15 protein-coding genes are annotated in these 17767 nt (G+C 67.5%); 12 read left to right on the forward strand and 3 right to left on the reverse strand.

The window, feature by feature from the left end:
• Positions 1–31: 31 nt before the first annotated feature.
• Both ACQ1W9_RS00380 and ACQ1W9_RS00385 read left to right on the forward strand, forming a co-directional pair.
• On the forward strand, positions 32–754 hold the full coding sequence (locus tag ACQ1W9_RS00380) for a GntR family transcriptional regulator (RefSeq protein WP_431026389.1): 723 nt from the start codon (positions 32–34) through the stop codon (positions 752–754).
• 178 nt (positions 755–932) lie between these two features.
• Positions 933–1514 carry a hypothetical protein gene (locus ACQ1W9_RS00385; protein WP_431024807.1) on the forward strand — a complete coding sequence of 194 codons (582 nt, stop codon included), beginning with the start codon at positions 933–935 and terminating at the stop codon, positions 1512–1514.
• 46 nt (positions 1515–1560) lie between these two features.
• Here ACQ1W9_RS00385 and ACQ1W9_RS00390 read toward each other — a convergent pair whose 3' ends face one another.
• The 3 genes from ACQ1W9_RS00390 to ACQ1W9_RS00400 all read right to left on the reverse strand — a co-directional run bounded on the left by ACQ1W9_RS00390 (position 1561) and on the right by ACQ1W9_RS00400 (position 5259).
• Positions 1561–3018 carry an NCS1 family nucleobase:cation symporter-1 gene (locus tag ACQ1W9_RS00390; RefSeq protein WP_431024808.1) on the reverse strand — a complete coding sequence of 486 codons (1458 nt, stop codon included), beginning with the start codon at positions 3016–3018 and terminating at the stop codon, positions 1561–1563.
• Positions 3019–3093: 75 nt separating this feature from the next.
• Positions 3094–4452, reverse strand: a complete 1359-nt coding sequence (locus tag ACQ1W9_RS00395; RefSeq protein ID WP_431024809.1) for an NCS1 family transporter — start codon at positions 4450–4452, stop codon at positions 3094–3096.
• Between the two features lie 60 nt (positions 4453–4512).
• Positions 4513–5259, reverse strand: a complete 747-nt coding sequence (locus ACQ1W9_RS00400) for an aspartate/glutamate racemase family protein (protein ID WP_431024810.1) — start codon at positions 5257–5259, stop codon at positions 4513–4515.
• 427 nt (positions 5260–5686) lie between these two features.
• Here ACQ1W9_RS00400 and ACQ1W9_RS00405 point away from each other — a divergent pair, with 427 nt between their 5' ends.
• From ACQ1W9_RS00405 to ACQ1W9_RS00450, 10 genes are all read left to right on the forward strand, one after another.
• On the forward strand, positions 5687–6364 hold the full coding sequence (locus tag ACQ1W9_RS00405) for an aspartate/glutamate racemase family protein (protein WP_431024811.1): 678 nt from the start codon (positions 5687–5689) through the stop codon (positions 6362–6364).
• Between the two features lie 118 nt (positions 6365–6482).
• Complete coding sequence (gene puuE / locus ACQ1W9_RS00410; RefSeq protein WP_431024812.1) at positions 6483–7418, forward strand: allantoinase PuuE; 936 nt, start codon at positions 6483–6485, stop codon at positions 7416–7418.
• Between the two features lie 178 nt (positions 7419–7596).
• Positions 7597–8448, forward strand: a complete 852-nt coding sequence (locus tag ACQ1W9_RS00415) for a bifunctional allantoicase/(S)-ureidoglycine aminohydrolase (RefSeq protein WP_431024813.1) — start codon at positions 7597–7599, stop codon at positions 8446–8448.
• Between the two features lie 17 nt (positions 8449–8465).
• Positions 8466–8954, forward strand: a complete 489-nt coding sequence (locus ACQ1W9_RS00420; protein WP_431024814.1) for an ureidoglycolate lyase — start codon at positions 8466–8468, stop codon at positions 8952–8954.
• A 262-nt stretch (positions 8955–9216) separates the two neighbouring features.
• Positions 9217–10992, forward strand: coding sequence for a glyoxylate carboligase (gcl, locus tag ACQ1W9_RS00425; RefSeq protein WP_431024815.1), 1776 nt, complete (start codon positions 9217–9219; stop codon positions 10990–10992).
• Positions 10993–11057: 65 nt separating this feature from the next.
• A complete protein-coding gene (hyi, locus tag ACQ1W9_RS00430) occupies positions 11058–11834 on the forward strand; it encodes a hydroxypyruvate isomerase (RefSeq protein WP_431024816.1) in 777 nt (258 codons plus the stop codon).
• A gap of 38 nt (positions 11835–11872) precedes the next feature.
• Positions 11873–12763 (forward strand): 2-hydroxy-3-oxopropionate reductase, encoded by an 891-nt coding sequence (locus ACQ1W9_RS00435; protein ID WP_346060936.1) that lies wholly within the window; start codon positions 11873–11875, stop codon positions 12761–12763.
• Positions 12764–12973: 210 nt separating this feature from the next.
• Complete coding sequence (locus ACQ1W9_RS00440; protein WP_431024817.1) at positions 12974–14275, forward strand: glycerate kinase type-2 family protein; 1302 nt, start codon at positions 12974–12976, stop codon at positions 14273–14275.
• Entirely contained in the window at positions 14272–15729 is a 1458-nt protein-coding gene (gene pyk, locus ACQ1W9_RS00445) for a pyruvate kinase (RefSeq protein ID WP_431024818.1), read from the forward strand. The genes ACQ1W9_RS00440 and pyk overlap by 4 nt, the downstream gene beginning before the upstream one ends.
• A 349-nt stretch (positions 15730–16078) precedes the next feature.
• Complete coding sequence (locus tag ACQ1W9_RS00450; protein ID WP_431024819.1) at positions 16079–17707, forward strand: Glu/Leu/Phe/Val dehydrogenase dimerization domain-containing protein; 1629 nt, start codon at positions 16079–16081, stop codon at positions 17705–17707.
• Positions 17708–17767: the final 60 nt, after the last annotated feature.

The raw sequence follows: 17767 nt of genomic DNA on the forward strand, positions 1-17767 counted from the left end.
AGAGTCGCCGACCATGACGGAACACAAACAGATGCCGGCCGCCGCCGGGGAGCGTCCCAAGCGGCGCCTGGGCAAGAATGGCGACGGCGCCGAGCGCCACGATGCCATCTATCGTCATATCAGCGATGCCATCATCGAGCACCGCCTCAAGCCCGGCGCGCGGCTGCGCGAGGACGCCCTGGCCGAGGTATTCGGCGTCAGCCGTACCGGCATCCGCAAGATCCTGCAGCGCCTGGCCCTGGAGCAGCTGGTCACCCTGACCCCGCGGCGTGGCGCCAGCGTCACCCGGCCCACCGCCGACGAAGCCAAGGACGTCTTCGATGCCCGCCAGATGGTGGAGTGTGGCCTGATGCCCGAGGTGGCGCGGCGTGTCACCGCCGCCGACCTGCGCGAGCTGCGCGACATGGCCCGCCGCGAACGCGAGGCGCTGCGTTCCGGCGAGCAGAGCGTGGCCATCAAGCTCTCCGCCGCCTTCCACGAGCGCCTGGCGCGGCTCTCCGGCAATGCCACCCTGGCCGAGTTCGTGGGGCGGCTCTGCTCGCGTTCCTCGTTGATCCTGGCGGTCTACGGCAATACCGGCCACCTGGGCTGTGAGTCCCATGACCATGACGACCTGATTCGCTTCCTGGAGGAGGGCAACGGCGAGCGGGCCAAGGTCTTTATGAGCCGCCACCTCAAGGCCATCGAGGCCTCCCTGTCGATCACCGAGGAGGAGGACGAGACCCCGGACCTGCACCAGATCTTCTCCGGCTGAGGCCCCCTTTCTTCCCCCCATGCAATAGGCCCCGGGCAGCGATGCCCGGGGCCTTTGTCGTTGATCCGCCGGGCCATGGCATGCCGGGGCAAGCCCGGGGGCGCTGAGCCGCGCATTGCCCTCCTTGTGAGGCGCGCCATACTGAGGTCATGATCGAACCCATCGGCTGGGGGCCGTCGTGACGCGATCGTCAGAAGAGGAGGCGGAGGCGCTCTCCCTGGGCCGGGTCTACGAGGAGTACGTGCGGCTCAGCGAGGTGTGCAACGACTATATCCACCGGTCGCTGGGGGATATCCGCCTGTTCGGCTCCATCGGCGCCCTGCTGGCCTGGGACCCCGTGGTGCGCCTGTTCGAGCTGGATGCCCGTCTCGAGCAGCCGGTGACCCCCGTGGGGTTCCTGATCCTGCTGCTGGTGATCGTGTTGGTGATGTTCTTCGACCTGCTCAAGCAGTCGATCTTCTTCTTTCACCTGCGCCGCATGCGCGAGCTGGAGGCGGTACTCAACCGCGCCGCCGGCGCGCGCGGGCCGCTCTTCCATATCGCCGGCGGCTGGCCGACCTGGTTCCGGCGCTACCATGCGCCGGTGGCCAACGGGTTCTGGGGCGTCTTCTACCTGCTGGTGCTGGTCTTCCCGTCGATCATCCTCTACCTGCAGGGCTATGCCGGTTGGTTGTTCGTCTACCTGCCGACCGCGCTCCTGCTGCTGGGCTACCATGCCTGGTGTGCCCTCCGGGTACTGCATTCGCTGGAAGCCGAATAGCCCCCCGAGCCGGGCGGCTCGGGGGGCGTCGGAGGGCGGTGGCGGGTCAGGCGCCGGAGATGGCCGGGGCGGCCCGGAAGCGGCGCATCAGGCCATAGTAGAAGAGCCCGCCCAGGGCGGCACCCAGCAGCCAGCCATAGCCGTTGAGGTCGGAGAGCGCCGGCACGATCACCGTGGAGATCGAGAACAGCGCCGCGCCGCCGAAGGCGATCAGGGCGCGCTGGTTCCAGCCCTTGAGGTAGTAATAGGCGGTGCCCTCCTTGGAGGAGAAGAGGTCCTGCATATTCAGGTGCTGGCGCTTGATCAGGTAGTAGTCCGCCACGATGATGCCGTAGAAGGGCGCGACGATGGCGCCGAGGGCGTTGACGAAGCCCGGTACGCCGATCTGGCTGATCACCGAGACCCACAGGGCGCCGACGAAGAAGGCCACCCCGGCGGTGATCAGGCCGCCGACCTTGAAGCTGATCTTGCTGGGGAAGAGGTTGGCCAGGTCATAGGCCGGCGGAATGAAGTTGGCCACCAGGTTGATGCCCACGGTGGCGGCGAAGAAGGTCAGGGCGGCGACGATGGTCAGCGGCAGGGAGTCGACCCGTTCGACGATATCCGCCGGATTGGTCAGCGCCTCGCCGAACAGCACCAGGGTGCCGGCGGTGATGATCAGGGCGATAAAGGAGAAGAAGGCCACGTTGAGCGGCAGGCCCAGCAGGTTGCCGAGCTTCATCTGGCGCTCGCTCTTCACGAAGCGGGTGAAGTCACCGAAGTTGATCACCACGGCGGCGAAGTAGGCGACCATGGTGCCGACGATGGCCAGGAAGGCCGCCACGGCGCTGCCGCTATCCTCGCCATCGGCGCTGAAGATGGTGCCCACCGCGGGCAGCAAGTCGCTGCCGGCCTGAACCCAGACCACGATCATCAGCACCACCATCACCACATAGACCAGCGGGCCGGCCCAGTTGAGGAAGTGCTTGATGCGCTCGATGCCCTGCCAGAAGATCGCGATCTGGAACAGCCAGACGATCACGAAGGCCAGCCAGGCCACCCCGGAGAGGCCCAGGAAGGTGCCGCCGTTACCGGCGCCGAACAGGGCGGTGATCAGCAGCGCCACCGCCGTGGAGGCGAAGTAGGTCTGCACCCCGTACCAGAAGATGCCGATGATGGCGCGCAGCAGGGCCGGCAGGTTGGCGCCGCGCACCCCCATGCTGGCCCGCACCATTACCGGGAAGGGGATGCCGTACTTGACGCTGGGCTTGCCGGTCAGGTTGACCAGGAACATCACGATCACCCCGGCCAGGATGATCGCCGTCATCACCGCCCAGCCATTCAGGCCATAGGCCAGGAACAGCGAGGCCGCCAGGGTATAGCCGAACAGGCTCTGGATGTCGTTGGACCACACATTGAAGATCTCGAAGGCCCCCCAATTGCGGTCCTTGTGCTTCAGCGGGGCGAGATCCTTGTTATAGAGGCTCGGATCGATCGTCTGGATATCCAGATCGCTCTCTTTCATCGGGGTCACCATTTGTCATTGTGGGAGAGGCGGCTCGCCCGGACCTGGTCGGGCGAGCCGTCCGTCTTGCCGGGCTTACTGGCGGAAGCGCTGGCAGGGCGCCCAGTGCTGCATCAGCAGGTAGTAGGTGACGCCGGCGGGGATCAGGCTGGCGTACCAGGAGATGGCCGAGAAGCTCAGGGCGGCGGCGATACCCACGACGGTGGCGATCAGCGCCGCATAGTTGACGCCCCGGTAGGGGCCGTTCTCGTCATACAGCTTGCCCAGGTCCAGGGTGCGGCGGCGAATCAGGAAGTAGTCCACTACCAGGATGGCGAAGATCGGCCCCAGGAAGGCCGAGTAGGTCTGCACGAAGAGCTGCAGGCCGGCGGCGGAATCCGGTTGCACCAGCTTCCAGGGGAAGGTGGCGAAGGCCAGCAGCCCCACCAGGATGGTGGCGGTGCGGAACTTCATCTTGAACACGTCCATCAGCACATAGGTCGGCGGCACCACGTTGTTGAGCACATTGGTGGTGACCTGGGCGAAGGCGATAAACAGCAGGGTGGCCATCAGCAGCGGGGTGTTGTCCACCGCATTGGTGAACACCTGGATGGGGTCGGCGGTGCCGGTGGCCTCGGAGACCATGAAGCCGATCAGGCCCATGAACAGGGTGCAGGGCAGGATCGACATGGCGTAGATGGTGGTCAGCAGCCCAGGACCGGTGCCCTTCTTGTGCTCCCGGGAGTAGTCGCTGACGTTGAGCATCATGGTGCTGTAGATGCCCAGGAACAGCATGGTGGCGCCCCAGAACGGCAGGCCCCAGGAGCCTTCCATGGTCAGCAGGTTGGCGGAGAGCTCGTCGCCGTAGCGCTGTACCGTGGCGTAGAACATATAGGTCAGAGAGGCGAGGATAAAGGCGCTGCCGATATTCTCCAGCCACTTGATGCCCTGGAAGCCCATTACCGACAGGCCGATCTGCAGGAACTGGAAGGTGATGAAGTAGAAGATCAGGTTGTCGAAGCCGAACAGGGTCGCCGAGACCATGTTCAGGGCCCCGGCGCCGATCCAGCTCTGGAAGCCGTACCAGACGATGGCCGGCACCGCCCGCACCAGGCCGGGCAGGCGGGTGCCGGCGAAGCCGAAGGCGCCGCGGGCCTGGACCATAAAGGGGATGCCGTACTTGTAGCCGGCGGCACCGTTCAGGGCCAGGGCGATGCCGATCACGAAGCAGCCGATGGCGATGGCCACCGTGGCCTGGATCAGGTTCAGCGTGCCCACCACGCTGGAGCCCATGGCGAAGGTACCGATGGAGACGCAGCCGCCGAACCAGGCCAGGAAGTAAGAGGCGCGCCCCATGATCCGGGTCTGCTGGGGCGCCAGGGATTCCTGGCCGGGAGCCTTGGTGGCGTCGTGGGTGGGCATGGCCTCGGCCTGCAGGGAGTCACTCTTGTTCATGATAGTGTCCTCGCGATGGGTGGACGGTTGTTGTTGTGTCGTCGCCGGGAATCAGGGGCATCACTGCCGTGGCATCAGCCCCGAGAAATGTTCGAAACGGCCGGTGAAGGCCTTGGGCCGCGGAAAGGCCAGGTCGCCATGCTTGCTGGTGCCCAGCCCCAGGCCCACCAGGGCCTCGGCCAGCTTGACCGCCGCGGTGACCCCCTCCACCACCGGCAGGCCGACGGCCTCGGTGATCTCTTCGGTCAGGTCTGCCATGCCGCCACAGCCCAGTACGATGGCGCCGATGCCATCCTCGTCCCTGGCCCGGCGCCCCTCGTCGATAATGCGTGCCAGGGCGGCGTCGCCATCCTCCTCCAGGTCGAGCACCGGAATCTCCGCCGCCCGCACCCGCCGGCAGTGGTGGGCGAAGCCATACTGGGCCAGCAGATGCTCGGCGATGATGGCGGTGCGCCCCAGGGTGGTGACCACCGAGAAACGGGTGCTGATCAGGCTGGCCATATGGAAGGCCGCCTCGGCGATGCCGATCACCGGGGCCCGGGTCAGCTCGCGGGCCGCCAGCAGGCCCGGGTCGCCGAAGCAGGCGATGATATAGGCGTCGGTGCCCTCCCGCTCACCGGCCAGGACCTCCTCCTGGACCCCTACCGCGGCCACCGCCTCGTCGAAGTGACTCTCGATGGAGACCGGCCCGGCATCGGGTTGGGTGGCGGTGATCCGGGTGCCGGGGGCGGCGATACGCGTCGCCGCCTCGCCGATCGTGGCGGTCATGCCGGCGGTGGTATTGGGGTTGATCAGGCGTAGCTGCATGGGGAGACTCCGGGGCTTGTGAACAAGGAATTATTGTTTTGTACACAAAATAGATCCGCTTTGCCCAGACCGCAAGCCGAAAGAGGATCTTGCTGTTTTCCCTTTATAGATATTTTAAAACAGAGCGTTAGCGCCTGATTACTAAGTTTTATTAGATAATTTCCGGCTAGACTTAGGTCGCAATTGGCCCGAATCTTCCCCAGTGTCGACCGCTTCCGAGATATTATGTATACACTTTGTCGATCACAATGTGCTCATCCGCTCGCCGCCGGCCGCGGCCGTGTCTCGGCCCGGCATATCCCGTGCTATCGGGCCGTGGGGATAAAAAACTGCTTGAAATTTTTGTATACAAAGATCAATCCTAGAAGGGTGGCTGTGCCGTGATGCATGCCGGTGAGTCACTGGAGCATAGAGAGAGGAGAGAGTGATGCGCCTGCTGCTGCTCAATGGCAATAGCAATGCCGCCATGACCGCGGCCATGGCCAGCCGCGCCCGGCACTGGCTGGGCGAAGCGGTGACGGTCGTCGAGGAGACCGCCGAGGAGGGCGTGCCCTATATCGGCTCGCGGCGGGATTGCGCGCTGACCGCGGCCAGCACCCTGCGGCGGGTGGAGGCGCGCCTGGCGCAGGGCGAGGCGGAGGTGGAGGTGGACGCCATCCTGCTGGCCTGCTTCGGCGAGCCGGGCCTGGCGGCGGTGCGCGAGGTCAGCCCGGTGCCGGTGCTGGGCATGCTGGAGGCCGCGGTGCTCAGCGCCCTGCAGCTGGGGGAGCGTTTCGCCATTATCACCCCGGGGGCGCGCTGGCCGCGGATGATCGAGGAGCACCTGCACGCCCTGGGGGTCTCCCATCACTGCCTGGAGATCGTACCGGTGGTGATCGACGACCTGGCGCTGCCCGTCCAGCGGGAGGCGGGACGCAAGCGGGTCGCCGAGGCCCTGGAGGGCTTGCGGCAGCGCTGCGCGCCGCCGGTGGTGATCATCGGCGGGGCGGCCTTCGCCGGCCTGGCCCGGGAGCTGCCGGCCCCCGAGGGGGGCCGCCTGCTGGATGCCTTCGATGCGGCCCTGGCCCAGTCCCTGGCGCTGATGTGTCTGGGGGGCCAGAGATAGCCTCCCGGGACTTGCAAGCCAGCTGGATACACTCTATCTTCTAATTGTATACATAAACTGTTGCTCGCTTCTGTCCCCCGAAGGCCGAGTCGACGCAGAACAATCAGGAAGGTCAGCCATGAGCGTAACGCCTAACAGCGACTATCCCCGTGACCTGATCGGCTACGGCCGTGATCCGGTGCACGCCAACTGGCCTGGCAAGGCCAGGATCGCCGTGCAGTTCGTCCTCAACTACGAAGAGGGCGGCGAGAACTGCGTGCTGCACGGCGACAGCCACTCCGAGAAGTTCCTCTCCGAGATCGTCGGCGCCGAGGCCTATCCGGAGCGCCACCTGAGCATGGAGTCGATCTACGAGTACGGCTCCCGGGCCGGCGTCTGGCGCATCCTCAAGGAGTTCGAGCGCCGCGGCCTGCCGCTGACCGTGTTCGGCGTCGCCATGGCCCTGGAGCGCAACCCGGAAGTGGCCCAGGCCTTCAAGGAACTGGGCCACGAGATCGCCTGTCACGGCCTGCGCTGGATCCACTACCAGAACGTGCCGGAGAGCGTCGAGCGCGAGCATATGCAGCGCGCCATCGAGATCTTCCAGAACCTCTACGGCGAGAAGCCGCTGGGCTGGTATACCGGACGCGACAGCCCCAACACCCGTCGCCTGGTGCTCGACGAGGGCTCCTTCCTCTACGACAGCGACTACTACGGCGACGACCTGCCGTTCTGGACCACCGAGCGCGACAGCCAGGGCGAGGCCCGCTCTCACCTGGTGGTGCCCTACACCCTGGACACCAACGACATGCGCTTCGCCACGCCCCAGGGCTTCAACACCGGCGACCACTTCTTCAGCTACCTGCGTGACGCCTTCGACGTGCTCTACGCGGAGGGCGAGGAGGCGCCGAAGATGCTCTCCATCGGCATGCACTGTCGCCTGCTGGGGCGCCCGGGCCGCTTCCGCGCCCTGCAGCGCTTCCTCGACCATATCGAGGCCCACGACCGGGTCTGGGTCACCCGCCGCGTGGATATCGCCCGCCACTGGGCCGAGCACCACCCGGCCACGCGCTGATCGACCACACTGGTAACAGGCGCCGAGTGGGGCCCGCCGCTCGGCGGCAGCCGGCCGTCGGCGCCGGATAATGGAAACCGTTATCACGCCTGGGCGCGTTTCGAGCGCCCCGTGGCGTCGCCGCGGCGCGGCCATCGCTCAGGCGCGAGGCACCCCAAATAACCAACGAGGACACACCATGGCTCGTAATACCTATTACGCTCCCCAGGGCGGCCATCCGCCCCAGACGCAGCTGCTCTCCGATCGCGCCGTCTTCACCGAGGCCTACGCCATCATTCCCAAGGGCGTGCTGCGGGACATCGTCGCCAGCTACCTGCCGTTCTGGGAGAACACCCGGCTGTGGGTGCTGTCGCGTCCGATGACCGGCTTCTCCGAGACCTTCTCCCAGTACATCGTGGAAGTCTCTCCCGGTGGCGGCAGCAACAAGCCGGAACTGGACGAGGGTGCCGAGGGCGTGCTCTTCGTGGTCGAGGGCGAGATGGTACTGACCCTGGGCGGCGAGACGCATGTGATGCAGCCGGGCGGCTACGCCTTTATTCCGCCGGGCAGCGACTGGACCCTGCGCAACGAGAGCGATGCCGCGGTGCGTTTCCACTGGATCCGCAAGGCCTACGAGTTCGTCGAGGGCATCGAGGCGCCGGAGGCCTTCGTCACCAACGAGAACGATGTCGAGCCGATCGCCATGCCGGACACCGACGAGAAGTGGGTCACCACCCGTTTCGTCGACCAGTCCGATATGCGTCACGACATGCACGTCAATATCGTCACCTTCCAGCCCGGCGGCGTGATCCCCTTCGACGAGACCCACGTCATGGAGCACGGCCTCTATGTGCTCGAGGGCAAGGCGGTCTATCACCTCAACCAGGAGTGGGTCGAGGTGGAAGCCGGTGACTACATGTGGCTGCGCGCCTTCTGCCCGCAGGCCTGCTATGCCGGTGGCCCGGGACCGTTCCGCTACCTGCTCTACAAGGACGTCAACCGTCATATGAAGCTCAATGCCTCCGCCGCCTATCGCGGCCTGCAGCGTTGAGTGGCGAGGAGGACGTGATGCTGGAACTCACCGCCCAACCGCTCACCCGGGAGGCCTTCGCCCCCTTCGGCGACGTCATCGACACCCGGGGCGCCGACTGGTTTCCCATCAACGCCGGGCGCACCAAGCGCTACCACGACCTGGCCAAGGTGGAGACCCTGGGCGAGGAGGCCCGGGCGCTGATCAGCATCTTCGTCAGCCAGCCGGTGGAGGTGCCCCTGACCCTCGACTTCCTGGAGCGTCACCCCCAGGGCAGCCAGGCCTTCGTGCCGCTGCACGAGGAACGCTTCCTGGTGGTGGTGGCCCCGCCGGGGGACCAGATCGACCCGGCCCAGGTGCGCGCCTTCGTCACCGACGGCCGCCAGGGCGTCAACTACCGCGCCGGGACCTGGCACGCCATCCAGTCGGTGCTGGAGCGTGAGGGCGAGTTCCTGGTGGTCGACCGGGGCGGCGCCGGCAACAACTGCGACGAGCACCCGCTGGCGGTTCGCGTCACCCTGGACTGAGCGCCTCTCTAGCTAGCCTCGAAGGGCCGGCGGGGTATCCCGTCGGCCCCTTCGGCGTGCCCGGAATTCGTCCGAAAAACGATTCCTGAGAATTCATTTTCATGAAAAGTTAGTAGGCTTTAAGTTTTTGATTAAAAATGGCTTTTTAGTACATGTGTGTTTTTTGTGGAAATGTCTTCCATAAAATATTGACAGCGCGACGGCGCCCGCCTACCTTGAATGGCAAGAACCCTGATTACCGTGTCACCGAGGAGGAATCGTCGTGGCCAAGATGACCGCAGCAGAAGCCGCCGTTCACGTTTTGAAGAAAGAGGGCATCGATATCGCCTTCGGCGTGCCCGGCGCCGCCATCAACCCCTTCTATGCCGCCCTGCGCAAGGTCGGCGGCGTGGATCACGTCCTGGCTCGCCACGTCGAGGGCGCCTCGCACATGGCCGAGGGCTACACCCGCACCAAGGCCGGTAACATCGGCGTGTGTATCGGCACCTCCGGCCCCGCCGGCACCGACATGATCACCGGCCTCTACTCCGCCAGTGCCGATTCCATTCCGATCCTCTGCATCACCGGTCAGGCGCCGCGTGCCAAGCTGCACAAGGAAGACTTCCAGGCGGTCAACATCCAGGAGATCGCCGGTCCGGTCACCAAGTGGGCCATCACCGTGCTGGAGCCGGCCCAGGTGCCGCGCGCCTTCCAGCAGGCCTTCCACCTGATGCGCTCCTCGCGCCCGGGCCCGGTGCTGCTCGACCTGCCCATCGACGTGCAGATGAGCGAGATCGAGTTCGACCCGGACACCTATGAGCCGCTGCCGGCCTACAAGCCCGCCGCGACTCGCGCCCAGGCCGAGAAGGCCCTGGAGCTGCTCAACGCCTCCGAGCGGCCGCTGCTGGTGGCCGGTGGCGGCGTGATCAACGCCGACGCCAGCGACCTGCTCACCGAGTTCGCCGAGCTCACCGGCGTGCCGGTCATCCCGACCCTGATGGGCTGGGGCACCATTCCCGACGACCACCCGCTGATGGCGGGCATGGTGGGCCTGCAGACCTCCCATCGTTATGGCAACGCCACCATGCTGGCCTCCGACTTCGTGATGGGCATCGGTAACCGTTGGGCCAACCGCCACACCGGTGAGATCTCCACCTACACCGAAGGCCGCAAGTTCGTTCACGTGGACATCGAGCCGACCCAGGTCGGTCGCATCTTCGGCCCGGACTACGGCATCGTCTCCGACGCCAAGGCGGCCCTGGAGCTGTTCATCGAGGTGGCCAAGGAGTGGAAGGCGGAAGGCAAGCTGAAGAACCGCAGCCAGTGGGCCGAGGAGTGCCAGGAGCGCAAGCGCACCCTGCTGCGCAAGACTCACTTCGACGACGTGCCGGTCAAGCCCCAGCGCGTCTACGAAGAGATGAACAAGGTGTTCGGCAAGAACACCCGCTACGTCAGCACCATTGGCCTGTCGCAGATCGCCGGTGCCCAGTTCCTGCACGTCTACAAGCCGCGCCACTGGATCAACTGCGGTCAGGCCGGCCCCCTGGGCTGGACCATCCCGGCCGCCCTGGGCGTGTGCCGTGCCGATCCGGATGCCGAGGTCGTCGCCCTCTCCGGTGACTACGACTTCCAGTTCATGGTCGAGGAGCTGGCCGCGGGCGCCCAGTTCAAGCTGCCCTACATCCATGTGCTGGTGAACAACTCCTACCTGGGGCTGATTCGCCAGGCCCAGCGCGGCTTCGACATGGACTACTGCGTGCAGCTCTCCTTCGAGAACATCAACTGCCCGGAGATCAACGACTACGGCGTCGATCACGTCTCCGTGGTGGAAGGCCTGGGCTGCAAGGCGCTGCGCGTCACCCAGCCCGAGGACATCGCCCCGGCCTTCGAGGAAGCGCGCAGGCTGATGGCCGAATACCGGGTCCCGGTGGTGGTCGAGGTGATCCTCGAGCGGGTCACCAATATCGCCATGGGCACCGACCTGGGCGGCGTCAACGAGTTCGAGGCCCTGGCCGAGAATCAGGAAGATGCGCCGACTTCCATCGCCTCTTTGACCTAAAGTAGACGGCACCCCGCCGCCTTCGGGCGGCGGTTCCGGAAACCCGTTTCAAACAGGAGCCGACCATGCCCAAGTTTGCCGCCAACCTCAGCATGCTGTTTACCGAGGTGGATTTCCTCGACCGCTTCGAGGCCGCCGCCAAGGCCGGCTTCCAGGGCGTCGAGTACCTCTTCCCCTACGACTTCACCGCCGACGAGATCAAGCAGCGCCTGGACGCCAATGGCCTGACCCAGGTGCTCTTCAACCTGCCGGCCGGTGACTGGGGCGCCGGCGAGCGCGGCATCGCCTGTCACCCGGATCGCGTGGACGAGTTCCGCGCCGGCGTCGACCGGGCGATCGAGTACGCCAAGGTCCTCGGCAACACCCAGGTCAACTGCCTGGCCGGGATCAAGCCGCAGGGCGTCAGCGACGACCAGGCTCGCCAGACCCTGGTGGAGAACCTGCGCTTCGCCGCCGAGAAGCTCGAGGCCGCCGGCATCCGCCTGATCGCCGAGCCGATCAACACCCGCGATATCCCCGGCTTCTTCCTCAACGGCACCGAGCAGGCGCTGGCGATCTTCGACGAAGTGGGCAGCCGCAACCTCGAGCTGCAGTACGACATCTATCACATGCAGATCATGGAAGGGGATCTGGCCCCGACCATGGAGACGCACCTGGCACGCATCGCCCATGTGCAGCTCGCCGACAACCCGGGCCGTCACGAGCCGGGCACCGGCGAGATCAACTATCCCTTCCTGTTCGCCCATCTCGACCGTCTCGGTTACGACGGCTGGATCGGCTGCGAATACAAGCCCAAGACCACCACCGTGGAAGGCCTGGGCTGGCTGGATAGCGTGCGCTAAGCGCTGTTCGACGACAGGATACGAGAAGGAGAGAGACTATGAGCAAGATCGGTTTTATCGGCCTGGGCATCATGGGCCGCCCCATGGCGGGGCACCTGCTGGACGCCGGCCACGAGATCATCACCGTGCAGCACGGCAGCCCGATTCCCCAGGACCTGGCCGACAAGGGCGCCCAGGTGGTGGCCAACCCCAAGGCGGTGGCCGAGGCCGCCGAGATCATCATCACCATGGTGCCGGACACCCCCGACGTGGAACTGGTGCTGTTCGGTGAGAACGGCGTGGTCGAGGGCCTCAAGCCGGGCACCCTGGTGATCGACATGAGCTCCATCGCGCCGATCGCCACCCAGGAGTTCGCCAAGCGCATCGTGGACGCCGGCGGCGAGTACGTCGACGCCCCGGTCTCCGGCGGCGAAGGCGGTGCCATCAACGCCGCCCTGACCATCATGGTCGGCGCCACCGAGGAAGGCTTCGCCCGCGCCAAGCCGGTGCTGGAAGTGATGGGCAAGACCATCACCCATATCGGTGGTCACGGCGCCGGCCAGACCTGCAAGGTGGCCAACCAGATCGTCGTCGCCCTGACCATCGAGGCGGTGGCCGAAGGCCTGCTGTTCGCCTCCAAGGCCGGCGCCGACGTGGCCAAGGTGCGCGAGTCCCTGCTCGGTGGCCTGGCCACCTCGAAGATCCTCGACGTTCACGGCGAGCGCATGATCAACGGCACCTTCGATCCGGGCTTCAAGATCAAGCTCCATCAGAAGGACCTCAACCTGGCCCTGGAAGGCGCCCGCAGCCTCAACCTGTCGCTGCCGGGGACCGCCAACGCCCAGCAACTCTTCCAGGCCTGCGTGGCCCATGGCGGCGCCGACTGGGATCATGCCGGCATCCTGCGCGCCCTGGAACAGCTCGCCGACCATAGCGTCAGCGACAAGTAAGCCCTCCCCCCAGGGATTGGGTGGGCCGCGGTGAAACGACCTTCGCCGCGTCCCATCGAGTTCCTGACTGGCAGGCGCCGGGTCGTCGTCTGCCATGCCACGCATGTGGCCCTTCTCCGGTGGCGGTCTCCCTGTGGTAGGCCCTTGGCCGTCACCGGCTTTTTTCTTCCCCCTTTCCCGCCCGTAGCGGCTTCCGTGAGGAGTCTGCCGATGAATGCTATCGCTCCCTTTTCGAGTCATGAGGCGGCGCGCCAGTGGCTGTCGCGTCTCGCTCAGACGGCGGTCGCCGCCGTGCACCCCGATTCCCTGTTACCCGACAACCTGCCCGAGCCCCCCAGGGGGCGCACCCTGGTGGTCGGCGCCGGCAAGGCCGCCGCGGCCATGGCCGCGGCCCTGGAGACGGCCTGGCAGCAGCGCTACCCCGAGGCCGAGCTGAGCGGCCTGGTGGTCACCCGTTACGAGCATGGCGCCGAGTGCCGGCGCATCGAGGTCCTCGAGGCCTCCCACCCGATGCCCGATGACCTCAGCGAGAAGGCCGCCCGGCGCATGCTCGAGGCGGTGGAAGGCCTCGGCGCGGACGACCTGGTGATCGCCCTGGTCTCCGGCGGCGGCTCGGCGCTGATGACCCTGCCGGCCGCCGGCCTGACCCTGCACCAGAAGCAGCAGCTCAACAAGGCGCTGCTACGCTGCGGGGCGCCGATCCGCGAGATCAATACCGTGCGCCGCCACCTCTCCGCCATCAAGGGCGGACGCCTGGCCGCCGCCGCCCATCCGGCGCGGGTGGTCACCTACCTGATCTCCGACGTGCCCGGCGACGATCCCACCCTGATCGCCTCCGGCCCGACCCTGCCCGACGACTCCACCCCGGCGGACGCCCTGGCGATCCTCGAGCGCTATGGCATCGAGGTGCCCGACAGCGTGCGGCGCCACCTGGTGGCGGACACCAGCGCGCCGCGGCGCGACGATGCCGGCTTCGCCCGCGACGAGGAGGTGGTGCTGGCGCGGGCCGCCGATGCCCTGGAGGCCGCGCGTCGGGCCGCCGAGGAGAGCGGCCTGGCGGTGCGCGTGCTGGGCGACGACCTGGAGGGCGAGGCCCGCGACCTGGGGCGTGCCCAGGCGCGCCTGGCGCTGACCCTGCAGGGCGAGATCGCCGAGCCGCTGCTGATCCTCTCCGGCGGCGAGACCAGCGTCACCGTCCAGGGCGACGGCCGCGGCGGGCGCAATGTCGAGTACCTCCTGGGGCTCTTCGAGGCCCTCAAGGGCGCCGAGGGCATCCACGCCCTGGCCATCGATACCGACGGCATCGACGGCTCCGAGGACAACGCCGGCGCCCAGTTCGGTCCCGACTGCTGGAGCCGCGCCAAGGCGGCGCGCCTGGCGCCGCTGGACTACCTGGCGCGCAACGACGCCTACAGCTTCTTCGCCGAGCTGGACGACCTGATCATCACCGGGCCGACCCGCACCAACGTCAACGACTTCCGCGCCATCCTGGTGCTGCCGAGGACCGCATGAACGTTCTGCCCCACTCCCCATTGCGCCGCACCAAGATCGTCGCCACCCTGGGTCCCGCCAGCGACCGGGAGGGCGTCCTCGAGGCGATGATCGACGCCGGCGTCGACGTGGTACGCCTCAACTTCTCCCACGGCACCGCCGACGATCATCGCCGCCGCCTGCAGGCGGTGCGCGAGATCGCCGCGCGCCTCGGCAAGAGCGTCGCCGCCCTCGGCGACCTCCAGGGCCCCAAGATCCGTATCGCCCGCTTTACCGACGGCGCCGTGACCCTCGACGAGGGCCAGCCCTTCGTCCTCGACATGGCCATGGACACCGAGGCGGGCACCGCCGAGAGGGTCGGCTGCGACTACAAGGACCTCGCCGGCGACGTCGCCGTGGGCGATGTGCTGCTCCTCGACGACGGCCGCCTGGTGCTGGAAGTGACCCAGATCGACGGCCCCGAGGTGCACACCACCGTCAGCGTCGGCGGGCGCCTGTCCAACAACAAGGGCATCAACAAGCAGGGCGGCGGCCTCTCCGCCGCGGCCCTCACCGACAAGGACAAGGCCGACCTCAAGACCGCCATCGACATCGGCGTCGACTACCTGGCGGTGTCCTTTCCGCGCAGCGCCGCCGATATGCAGGAGGCCCGCGAACTGCTCGGCGAGGCCGGCCGCGAAATCGGCCTGGTGGCCAAGGTCGAGCGCGCCGAGGCGGTGGCCGACCCGGAGACCCTGGACGGCATCATCCGCGCCTCCGAGGCGGTGATGGTGGCCCGTGGCGACCTCGGCGTGGAGATCGGCGACGCCCAGTTGATCGGCGTGCAGAAGCGCATCATCAGCCGCGCCCGCAAGCTCAACCGGGCGGTGATCACCGCCACCCAGATGATGGAGTCGATGATCAGCGCGCCGCTGCCCACCCGCGCCGAGGTGTTCGACGTGGCCAATGCCGTGCTCGACGGCACCGACGCGGTGATGCTCTCCGCCGAGACCGCCGCCGGCGACTACCCGGTGGAGACCATCGAGGCGATGCACCGCCTGTGCCTGGGCGCCGAGCGCGAGCGCACCGCCCAGGAGTCGGGGCACCGCATCCACGAGGGCTTCTCGAAGGTCGATGAGACGGTGGCGCTGTCGGCCATGTATGCCGCCAACCACCTGGCGGGCGTGGCCGCCATCGCCTGCATGACGTCCACCGGCTATACGCCGCTAATCGCCTCGCGCATCCGCTCCGGCCTGCCCATCATCGGCCTGGCCCATAGCCCCATCGCCCAGCGCCGCATGGCGCTCTACCGGGGGGTGGTCTCGGTGTTCTTCGACACCAGCGCCATGGACGCCACCGAGCTCAATGCCCGCGCCCTGGACGAGCTCCGGGCCCGCGGCATCGCCGGCCCTGGCGACCAGGTAATCCTGACCCGCGGCGATCATATGAACGCCCATGGCGGCACCAATACGATGAAGATTCTCTCGGTGGCATAAGCTGCCTTCGCCGGCCACCCTCACCGGTGGCCGGTTTTTTTGGTTCTTCGCACTCTGGCGTGAATGCCGCCGTGGGAGATTCTATGTTGCCCCTCAAGCCGCCACCATGGTTTCGGTGGGAGCGCGGATTCCGCGCGATATCGCCCGAAGGGCGATCCTGGCTGCCACCAGGGGCGACTTCGTCGCCCAATCGTTCGGCATAGCCAAACTCCCACGGTAGCAAGCCGGAATCATCCATGTCGTGGCTTCACGCTGATCTGCGATGAACCGTTTTTTCCCTCTCGTCGCCACTTTCCCTTCCGAGTCCCTGGCCTACGCTTAAGGCAAAGTGCATTAGGCGAGGCATCCCATGGCCGATCACCCCCTGCGTCTGCTGCTGGTGGAAGACAATCCCCTGCATAGCCGGTTGATTCAGCAGTTGCTCAAGGAAGATGCCCAGCTGCGCTGCGAGGTGGAGGCGGTCTCCACCCTGGCCGAGGGGCTGACCCGACTGGTCAAGGGCAGCATCGACCTGGTGCTGCTCGACCTGGTGCTGCCGGACAGCCAGGAGCTGGAGACCCTGTGGCGGGTGCGCCTGGTGGCGCCCCAGGTGCCGGTGGTGATCCTCACCGGCCTCGACGACCTCCAACTGGCGGCCCGGGCGGTGGAGTCCGGCGCCTCCGATTACCTGGTCAAGTCCAACCTCAAGGGGGCCGCCCTGGGGCGCACGGTGCGCTACACCCTGGCGCGGGCCCGGGTGCGCGGCGGCGAATGGGACTCGCCGCTGTTCCGCCAGGCCCAGCAGCAGTTCCTCAAGGCGGCCCAGGTGATGGCCCTGGATGATGGCCTGCGCCAGCGGCTGCTGTTCCCCCAGCGGGCGCGGCTGGTCACCTTTCCCTTCCGACGCGACGATCACCACCAGGCGGAGACCCTGTTCGGCTACCGGGTGCAGCACCTGTTGCTGCCGGGGCCGACCCTGGGGGGCGTGCGCCTGCACCCGGAGCTGGGCCTCGGCGAGATGGCCGCCCTGGCGATGTGGACCAGTTGGCAGTGCGCCCTGCTGGGGCTGCCCTGCGGCGGCGCCAAGGGCGGCGTGCGGGTCGATCCCACCGCCCTCGACTCCGGCGAGCGCCAGCGCCTGCTGCGCGCCTTCGCCCGGGAGCTCCGGGAGGACCTGGCCGATGGGCGGGATATCCTCGCCCCGGGCCTGGGCGTCGACGAGCAGGCCATGGCCTGGCTGCTCGACGAAGGGCTGCCGGTAAGCGGCAAGCCGGCCCTGCTGGGTGGGCTGCCCCGGCGCCAGGCCGCCATCGGCGCCGGCCTGGTGGCGCTGATCGCCGCCGCCGCGGAGCACCTCGGCATCGCCCTGGGCGGCGCCCGGGTGGTGCTCCAGGGCCTCGGCCAGGTGGGCCTGGCCACGGCCCGCCAACTGGTGGCCCGGGGCGTCAGGCTGATCGGCGTCGGCGACGCCTCCGCGGCGCGCCAGGACCCGGCGGGCCTCGACCTGGCGGCGCTGGAGGCGCACCTGGCGAGCCAGGGCGCCCTGGCCGGCTTCGCCGGCGGTGAGCCCCTCGACAACGGCGACCTGCTGAGCCTGCCCTGCGATATCCTGGTGCTGGCGGCGGTGCAGCAGCAGGTCACCGCCGAGAACGCCCCGCGCATCAACTGCCGCCTGCTGGCGGAGGGGGCCCATGGCCCCACCCTGCTGGAGGCGGAGGAGAGCCTCCACGAGCGGGAGGTCTTCGTGCTGCCGGATATCCTCGGCAACGCCGCCGGGGCGGGGCTGGCCTACCTGGAGTGGGCTCAGGGGGCGCGCCCCTGGGAGCGGGAAACCGCCCAGGCCTGGCTCGAGGCGCGGCTGCTGGACGCCTTCCGGCGCTGCCTGGGGCGGGTCGAGTCGGAGGGGCTGGACATGCGCACCGCGGCCCTGGTGGAGGCGCTGCTGCGCCTCGAGGGGCAAGGCCGGCTGCGCGGCCAGCTCGACGAGTCGCAAGATTAGGCAGGAGCCGGCCATGACGATGACCGAGGTGTCTAGGGGGGCCGCCCAGGTGGTCGGCTC

The sequence above is a fragment of the Halomonas sp. H5 genome, from assembly GCF_050613175.1.
GTDB classification, from domain to species: Bacteria; Pseudomonadota; Gammaproteobacteria; order Pseudomonadales; family Halomonadaceae; genus Bisbaumannia; species Bisbaumannia salifodinae.